5 protein-coding genes and 1 pseudogene are annotated in these 8,840 nt (G+C 33.8%); 2 read left to right on the forward strand and 4 right to left on the reverse strand.

The window, feature by feature from the left end; all coding sequences use genetic code 11:
• Positions 1-89: 89 nt before the first annotated feature.
• A complete protein-coding gene (serS, locus tag EAE91_RS20800; RefSeq protein ID WP_214090157.1) occupies positions 90-1,379 on the forward strand; it encodes a serine--tRNA ligase in 1,290 nt (429 codons plus the stop codon).
• A gap of 141 nt (positions 1,380-1,520) precedes the next feature.
• On the opposite strand, the gene EAE91_RS20805 is transcribed toward serS, so the two are convergent.
• The 3 genes from EAE91_RS20805 to EAE91_RS20815 all read right to left on the reverse strand — a co-directional run bounded on the left by EAE91_RS20805 (position 1,521) and on the right by EAE91_RS20815 (position 6,338).
• On the reverse strand, positions 1,521-2,321 hold the full coding sequence (locus EAE91_RS20805; RefSeq protein WP_244868968.1) for a BPSS1780 family membrane protein: 801 nt from the start codon (positions 2,319-2,321) through the stop codon (positions 1,521-1,523).
• Positions 2,322-3,160: 839 nt separating this feature from the next.
• Positions 3,161-3,955, reverse strand: coding sequence for a BPSS1780 family membrane protein (locus tag EAE91_RS20810; protein ID WP_214090158.1), 795 nt, complete (start codon positions 3,953-3,955; stop codon positions 3,161-3,163).
• A gap of 1,579 nt (positions 3,956-5,534) precedes the next feature.
• Positions 5,535-6,338, reverse strand: coding sequence for a BPSS1780 family membrane protein (locus EAE91_RS20815; RefSeq protein ID WP_244868969.1), 804 nt, complete (start codon positions 6,336-6,338; stop codon positions 5,535-5,537).
• A 371-nt stretch (positions 6,339-6,709) separates the two neighbouring features.
• Here EAE91_RS20815 and EAE91_RS20820 point away from each other — a divergent pair, with 371 nt between their 5' ends.
• Positions 6,710-7,189: an Hcp family type VI secretion system effector gene (locus tag EAE91_RS20820; protein WP_214090159.1), complete on the forward strand. Its 480-nt coding sequence runs from the start codon at positions 6,710-6,712 to the stop codon at positions 7,187-7,189.
• 1,464 nt (positions 7,190-8,653) lie between these two features.
• Here EAE91_RS20820 and EAE91_RS20825 read toward each other — a convergent pair.
• A pseudogene (locus EAE91_RS20825) lies at positions 8,654-8,840 on the reverse strand (DUF4225 domain-containing protein); the annotation flags it as partial.

Here is an 8,840-nt window from a genome sequence, read left to right on the forward strand (position 1 = left end):
GGTTGACGGGTAAAAATACCTTATGGCCCATCAACTTGTGTGGGCCTATTTATATCATCTAACTTAATAACGACAAGCACAGGACTAGCATGCTCGATCCAAACATACTGCGTAATGAGCTAGGCGCAGTCGCCGAAAAACTGGCTCGCAGGGGTTATGCCCTTGACGTGGATACGCTGCGCAAACAAGAAGAGCGCCGTAAAGTTTTACAAGTTGAAACTGAAACCCTGCAAGCAGAACGTAATTCCCGATCGAAAGCTATTGGTGCAGCAAAAGCCCGTGGTGAAGATATTGATCCACTGCGTCAGGAAGTGAACCAGTTAGGTGAAAAGTTGGATACAGCGAAAGCCGAACTGGAAAAACTTCAGGCTGAAATCCGTGATTTGGCTTTAAGTATCCCTAACATTCCGGATGACTCTGTACCGGTAGGTAAAGATGAGAACGATAATTTGGAAGTGAGCCGTTGGGGCGAGCCACGTAAATATGATTTTGAGATCCAAGATCATGTTTCATTAGGTGAGTTGACCAATGGGCTGGACTTTGCCGCTGCGGTTAAACTAACGGGTTCGCGTTTTGTGGTGATGAAAGGGCAAATTGCTCGTCTACATCGGGCATTAGCGCAATTTATGCTAAACCTTCACACAGAACAGCATGGCTATTTAGAAACTTATGTTCCTTATCTGGTTAACCACGAAACCTTATATGGAACGGGCCAATTGCCGAAATTTGGTGAAGACCTTTTCCATACCAAACCGCTGGAAGAAGAGGCAGAAAGCCATTATGCGTTGATCCCGACTGCGGAAGTTCCGATAACCAACTTGGTTCGTGGTGACATTCTGGATGAAAGTGAACTGCCACTGAAAATGACTGCTCATACCCCTTGCTTCCGTTCAGAAGCGGGTTCTTATGGTCGTGATACTCGTGGCCTGATCCGTATGCACCAGTTTGATAAAGTTGAGTTGGTTCAGATTGTTCATCCTGATGAATCAATGGATGCACTGGAAGCGCTGACAGGTCATGCAGAGAAAGTACTGCAATTACTGAATCTGCCCTATCGTAAAGTCTTATTGTGTACCGGTGATATGGGTTTTAGCGCATGCAAAACTTATGACTTGGAAGTGTGGTTACCGGCTCAGAACACATATCGTGAAATCTCTTCCTGTTCTAACATGTGGGATTTCCAGGCGCGCCGTATGCAGGCACGTTTCCGCAGTAAAGAGGATAAGAAAACTCAATTACTTCATACTCTGAATGGCTCTGGTTTAGCTGTAGGCCGTACTCTGGTTGCCATTATGGAAAACTATCAGCAAGCCGATGGCCGCATTGAAATACCCGAAGTATTGCGTCCATATATGGGTGGTTTGGAATATATTGGTTGATTATTGTGTTAATGAAAAGCGCCAGGTTTGGCGCTTTTTGCTGTCTATTTTATTAATTACAAATTTACTAAAAATAAAATTACCGAATTCAGTAAATAATAAATGTATCTTTATCTTTATCTTTATCTTTATCTTTATCTTTTAGTTCACTAAAGTCGATGATTTTTCCTTACCGATAAAAATGCTACGATAAGAAGAATAATAGCTGGCGAAAAATATGGGTATAGAGACTAAAAAGCCCAAGCCTAAAGTCACTATAGAAAGTACCATCATTAACCCAAAGATACTAAAGAATAATAAACCGGGCAATAAATTCTTCTTCACTGCCTCCAGGCTCATTGATACGGCAGCCCCAAATTTCAAATTATGAAGAACGATTAACGCTGGTGCAAACCAGGTTAAAGCAGCAGCAATGATACTGAAAATAAATAGAATAAAGACACTAAGAAATAATGGAGACGAATCGCCTAGGAATATATCAACAGGAATTTCACCATATTGACTAGCTAAAAAAATGTTAATCACTGCACTACCGCCGACAATAAACATTGCTATGATACCAAGGATCATAATACCAAACGATAAAGCACCAACGGCAAGTAGTGACGCAAAGTTCTTCTGGAATCCGCTGAATAACAGCCCTAGTTCAAATTCTCCGGTAGTTCTCTGTTTTTCACACAGAGCAATAATGCCCCCGGTCAGTACTAGACCCAAAATCCCTGCAAATATCCCAAGGAAAGGAATAAGCTGTAAAACAGATATGATAATGAAATAAATGATACTAAGTAGTATCCACATACCCAATTTACGTTTGACGAGACCCCATGCTTGACTAATCCATCCCATACCTTCGCCGCTACTGAGGGATTGACCTCCAGGGATAAATACCTCCTGATTGTTGTATATAGCGTTGGAATTAAAATCTAGGTTCTTATTATCCATGTATTTTCCGATTTAATTATTGACTTGTAATTTATTGAATCGCTTTTTCTGTCTGCATCTTCAAAGTTACAGTCAGTCATAAAAAGCTGGCAAGTATAATATATTAAATTTATTAATCAACAAGTACTAAATAGGAGTAATTACCTAATGGGTGCGGTGGATTTACAAGCAATGTGTTGCCGTGTGCTTTAACTTGTTAAAGTGGTTTTATACTTACCTAAATAACTAAGCTATTTCTGTAATATATTGTGGTTTCTTATCATATAACTTAATTAATATCTATATTTCAATGCTGATTTTTCATCATGGACTATTTAACTGGTTTGTGAAAAAGTTTACTCTTGTGGTTGAAAATATTATTAAAATTAATTTTTTTTAGGACAATGGATTATCTGATTAACCTATTTATATTTTTATTATCCTTTTTCATGTAATATAAGCATTAATAAAGTCAATTTTTGTTTTTCATTTTTCACCGATAGCTTGATGATAGGTCGGTTTTAAACCTGTTATTAAAAATCATTGTTTTAACTTATGATTTTAATCGGTATGAGGTTTTAACTGTTGTTTTTATCACTTTTGATGCCTACTTTGTATTAAGTTTAATGTGGAGTATTTAAGATATCGAGGTTTCGCATAATAAATATCATATGATAATGCTATTAAGATTTAATCGAGAAAAATTGCAGGGCATTTTCCATCATGAAAAAACAAACTTTATTTTAAATAACAGGGCTTCTCAACGACTTGAGGTTAAATAGCGCTTTTTTTCCTTCGTGATGATTTGCTGAAAATAATCACTTTATTCTCAGCAAATAGTAGGCGTATCTTTTAGTTAATTAAAGAGTGGATGATTTATTCGTATTGATAAAAATGCTGCGGTAGGAGGAGTAATAACTAACGATAAATACCGGAATAGAGATTAGAAAACCTAAACCCAAAGTCATTACCGAGATTATGAAAATGACTGCTAAGGTGATGAAAAATAATAAACCGGGCAATAGGTTTCTTTTCACCGCTTCCAGGCTCATTGACACGGCAACACCAAATTTCAAATTATGAATAACGATTAATGCTGGTGCAAACCAGGTTAAAGCAGTAGCAAAAATGTTAAAAATAATCAGAACGAAAGCACCAAGGTATAATGAAGAGAGATCATTTTCGAATATATCGATAGGGATCTCACCATCTTGGCTATATAACAATATGTGATCCATTGTACTATTGCTAATAATAAGCATTGCGATAATGCCAAGGAGCGTAACGCCAAGCGATAAAGCACCAACACCAAGCAGTGATGCAAAATTTTTCTGAAATCCGCTGAATAATAATTTTGGCTTGCATTGGCCAGTTGTTCTTTGTTTTTCACACATGGTAATAAGACCACCAAGAAATACTGAACTAAAAATTTCAGAAAGTATCCCAAGAAAAGGAATAAATTGGATAGCTATTGCAATGATGAAATAAATAATACCGAGCAGTATCCATATACTTAATTTATTTCTGACGAGTCTCCATGACTGACTAATCCATTTTATGCCTTCGCCGCTACTGAGGAATTGACCACCAGGAATAAATACCTCCTGATTGTTGGATATAGTATTGGAATTAAAACTTAGGTTCTTGTTATCCATGTATTTTCCAATTTAATTATTGATTTGTAATTTATTCAGTCGCTTTTTCTATCTGCATCTTGAAAGTCACAGTCAGTCGTAAAAAGCTGGTAAGTATATTATATTAATTTTATTAACTAACAAGTACTAAATAGGAGTAATTAGCCAATAAAGTGATGGACTTACAAGCAATGTTTTGTTTTGACTTGATCAAATGGTTTTACCATTACCTAAATAACTAAGCTATCTCTGTAATATATTGCATCTTATTTTATAGAACTGAATTAATATTTATATTTTCAATGCTGTTTTTTCATTGTCGATTATTTAACTGGTTTTGAAGAAATTTACTCTTGTGGTTGAAAACGCTATTAAAGTCGTTTCCTTTGGAAAAACAGATTGTTTGATTAATCTATTTATATCCTTATATCCTTATATCCTTATATCCTTATATCCTTATATCCTTATTTCCTGGCTTATATAAGCATTAATAAATCAGTTTTGTTTTCACTGGTAAGCTTTATCAAGAGAAGGTTTTACACTGTTATTAAAAACCATTGTTTTAACCTTAGGTTTTAATTGGCATAAGGTTTTAACCATTTTTTACCACTTTTAACGCCTGCTTTTTATTAAGTTTAATCATTATGAAACATCGTGTTTTACATTTAACCAACATTAATCATACTTTTTTATCTTTACTGGCTCTGTTTTACCTTTATCTTATCTTGATAAATCAGCCAGTAAATAGCATGATGATATAAAGATATACCTTTATGTTTTCTCGAATAATCCCTTTCTTTTTTAGGGCTTAAATTCCGACACATTAATCGTTTTATCCGTTTTTTATTAGGTTATTTTTATGGTTTGTTTCATAAAATAATGGCGAGAAAACACTTTAATATCAATCTATTTGGATAATATTCCTTTGCATGCTGATTTCTTTTCAGTTTTCTATTAAGTGTAATTAATTACCTTTATAAAAAATTGCACTATAGTTAAATCTTCCTGCCACATAAAAACCTTAATCTCTTTATGTTCGTGATTTTAAATGGTTATAGCAGGTTAAATAAATGTAAAATGAGAGGGGGATAAAATCGCCGATAAATGCATTAAACATGATGGGGAAATAGGTCGTTTTTAGCGCCTGTATTTTTTAAAATCTGGTATTAATGGTATTAAAATCAAAGCCTATTTCTTTAATATTGTTAAACTTTTTTATTTTTTGCGGTTAATCTGGTTAATCTAAGAATTTTCCGATTTCTTTTAATGATTTATCTGATTTTGCGAAAATGTATTACGACTACATAAAATCTTTTGGTTAAGCAAGTTTGCTTAATGCGGTGATTTGTTGTTTTGCCACTTTGTTAAACAATTTAGACCTTGTTTTTCCTAATGTTTTTTCTGCTAATATCAGTATAACCTCGGATTTTTTTACTCGTTTTAAACGATCCTTAATTGGTTGACGCTCTAAGGTAAAAATGTAGCTTCTAATAGCAATCAAACGGGTTAAATCGGGAAAATGGCAGGAGTTTTCCCATCATAAAAAAACAAACCTCGTTTAAAATAGCGAGGCTTGTCAACCTAAGTATTTTTTAGTCGATTAAAATGTGGATGATTTCTCCTTACTGATAAAAATGCTGCGGTAGGAGGAATAATAACTAACTAAAAGTACTGGTATAGAGATTAGAAAACCTAGACCAAAAGTCATTACCGAGATTATGAAAATGATCGCATAGGTGATAAAGAATAATAAACCGGGCAATAGATTTTTTTTCACTGCTGCCAGGCTCATTGATATGGCGGCACCAAATTTCAAATTATGGATAACAATTAGCGCTGGTGCAAACCAGGTCAATGCGGCATTCACAATTGAGAAAATCATCAGAATAAAGAGACCAAGAAGTAATGAGGACAGACTATTTAGAAGCATTTCGGTTGAAATTTCACTATGTTGAGAGGCTAAGGCTAATAGAATATGAATTACGGCACTACCACCGGCAATAAACATTGTGATAACACTGAGGATTATAATGCCAAGCGTTAAAGCACCAACGCCGAGCAGTGACGCAAAGTTTTTCTGAAATCCGTTGAATAACAGCCCTAGCTCGAATTCTCCGCTAGTCCTCTGTTTTTCGCACACGGCAATTATACCGCCGATAAATACTGGGTTCAGAAACAAGGAAAATATTCCAATAAAAGGAATAAGCATGAAACTAGCTATACATATAGAATAGATAACATAGAGTAGTATCCACATGCCCCATTTGTTCTTGACAAGTTGCCATGCTTGAGCAATCCATTTCACACCTTCTGTGCTACTGAGGGACTGACCATTAGGAATAAATACTTCCTGATGGTCATTAGTCATAGCGTTGGAGTTAAAATTTAAGTTTTGATTATCCATATAATTTTCCAATTAATGTGTTGATACATGATATTTCAAATCGCCTTTTTGACTTTATCTCGGAAGATGCAGTCAGATTGAGAGATTAGGTAAATATATTATATTAATTCTATTGTTCAACAAGCATTAAATATAAGTCGCGACCAGAAAAGATAAATGATTTCCTACAAAGTGTTGCTAATTATTTCTAATTGTATCAAATTGATAATAATTGTAATAAAGTGTTTCAATGTTAACTGACGGCTGAATTTAATTAACTTCTACCCCATATAATCGGAATGATTTTAATTCCATTGGGTGTTTTTTTCTGTAGAATGGAAAGCACTACTAATAGTTAGTAGTTGGCATTTTAACGCTGAGAAGGAGCACATATGTCAGACTTAATTTATTTAACTTTAAAGGGCCGTAGGCAGGGCCTGATATCGGCAGGTTGTTCATCGATAGATTCAATAGGAAATAAAGGCCAATTAGATCATACAGACCAGATATTCATATATAATCTCAATCATTCTTTAACTTGGGATCAGCATGCCAAGCACCATCCCATAACATTTAAGAAACCTGTTGATAAATCGTCACCACTTTTGGGAATAGCGATGTCAGAAAATGAAGTATTGGACGGTATCTTTGATATTTATAGAACGAATCGATTTGGGATTCAGGAGTTATATTACACTATAAAGGTAATTGAGGCGACGATAGTTGATTTAGCTGTTTATCACCCCCATTCGATAACACATGCTGGCGCACAGCCGCAGGAAACGATATCTTTACGTTATAAGAGTATCACATGGACTCATCATATAGCAGGGACAAGTGCTTATAGTATTTGGGATGATCGCGTTTATTAATTTAATTGCCGGTAAAATAGTGTTGTTTTACCGGCAAAATTACCATTTGTTTTTCCTATAATGTTTGCCGCATGCGATCATAAATGTAATGGTACACAAGAAAGATAGTATAAAAGAAGTGTATAGCATAAAATCATTATCTGATGTAGATACACTAAGAAATGGAATTCGACCAGTATAGGCAACATTTAGATGAAAAATGTTAGATGCCATCATAAGTAATACAGCTAAAAAATTAATGTAAACATCATAGGGAATTAAAAGTTTCTTAAAAGCACAATATAGTGGATAAAGTGCAAGTAAAGAAAAAGTAATGTATAAATAGTCAACCATTCTCTTCTTCCTTCAATATGATTTAAATAGTATCTGCGTCACCACAAGCTTAAAGATTATATTTAACTTTCAACAATTACAACTTCTTTCTACTTCTATCATGTGCAATCATACATGTAATACTACACAATATAGCCAGTACAATAGAACTATAAAACACAAAGTCATCAACATAAAAAAACGGAATATAGTCGAAATGAAAGGCATATAAATGAAACGCAATAAATGCTATCAAAAGCAGTGCTGTTGAAAAGTTAATATAGACATCATAAGACATTAACAGCTTTTTAAAAGTAAAATATAGAGGATGAAGTATGAGTAAAGAACAAACAATGTATATGTAGCCCATTTTTTACCCACTAAGATGACTTGTATTGTCCATATATTATTAGAATCTATTTTTCATATTTATTTGATAACAACTCGTATCACTATTATATAAGGAACGCAGCTTAAATAACCTAAAGCTAAAGAGTAACAATGTAAAAAGTCATTGTCAGTGATATCCACATTAAAAAAAGGTATTGAATCGAAATTAAAAACATAAAGATGAAATGCTGAAAAGACCAATGGTAATATTATTGCGTAAAAATGGGGATAAAAATTAGATGACATCAATAGTCTTTTTATGCAGAAATAAACAGGGAATAGAAGAATTAAGGATAATGAAATATAAGCCAAATTCATCAATAACTCCTATTCTGACCATATATAGTGTTTAAATCACCGTTATTAAATAAAGCATAAAAATGAATTATTATTTACATCCTTAATATATCTGATGAATAAATCATTAATCTAGGGTGAGTTTATTCTATTTGCAAAATTACCATTTGTTTTTCCTATAATGTCTGCTGTGTGCGATCATAAATATAATAGTACATAACCAAGATAGTGTAAAAGAAGTATAAATCATAAAGTCATTATTTGATATTGACACACCCAAAAATGGAATTTGATTGGTATAGAAAACATGTATATGGAAAAGATTGGATGCTATCATAAGTAATACGGATGAAAAATTAATGTAAACATCATAGGGAGTTAGGAGTTTTTTAAAAGCAATGTATAGAGGATAAAGTGCAAGTAAAGAGAAAGTAATGTATAAATAGTCAACCATTTTATTTCTCCTCAATATGATCTATATTGTCCATAAATGGTATTAGCGTTGCCAGTGATTTCTAGAGCTATCTCTTTGTAATTCATTATTTCTATACCTTGTCGTTTTAAGCCAACAAGCAGATCTGCATTTATATACCGATATAACCGTTGACTATCTGATTCAAGTTTGTAACCGAATAATCCATTAATAGACATA

This window comes from Photorhabdus noenieputensis (assembly GCF_018448935.1).
GTDB lineage: Bacteria > Pseudomonadota > Gammaproteobacteria > Enterobacterales > Enterobacteriaceae > Photorhabdus > Photorhabdus noenieputensis.

Excerpts from the sequence above, each read along its gene's own strand:
- EAE91_RS20820 (WP_214090159.1), top strand. The coding sequence starts at position 6,710 with ATGTCAGACTTAATTTATTTAACTTTAAAGGGCCGTAGGCAGGGCCTG.
- EAE91_RS20815 (WP_244868969.1), bottom strand. The coding sequence starts at position 6,338 with ATGGATAATCAAAACTTAAATTTTAACTCCAACGCTATGACTAATGAC.
- serS (WP_214090157.1), top strand. The coding sequence starts at position 90 with ATGCTCGATCCAAACATACTGCGTAATGAGCTAGGCGCAGTCGCCGAA.
- EAE91_RS20810 (WP_214090158.1), bottom strand. The coding sequence starts at position 3,955 with ATGGATAACAAGAACCTAAGTTTTAATTCCAATACTATATCCAACAAT.
- EAE91_RS20805 (WP_244868968.1), bottom strand. The coding sequence starts at position 2,321 with ATGGATAATAAGAACCTAGATTTTAATTCCAACGCTATATACAACAAT.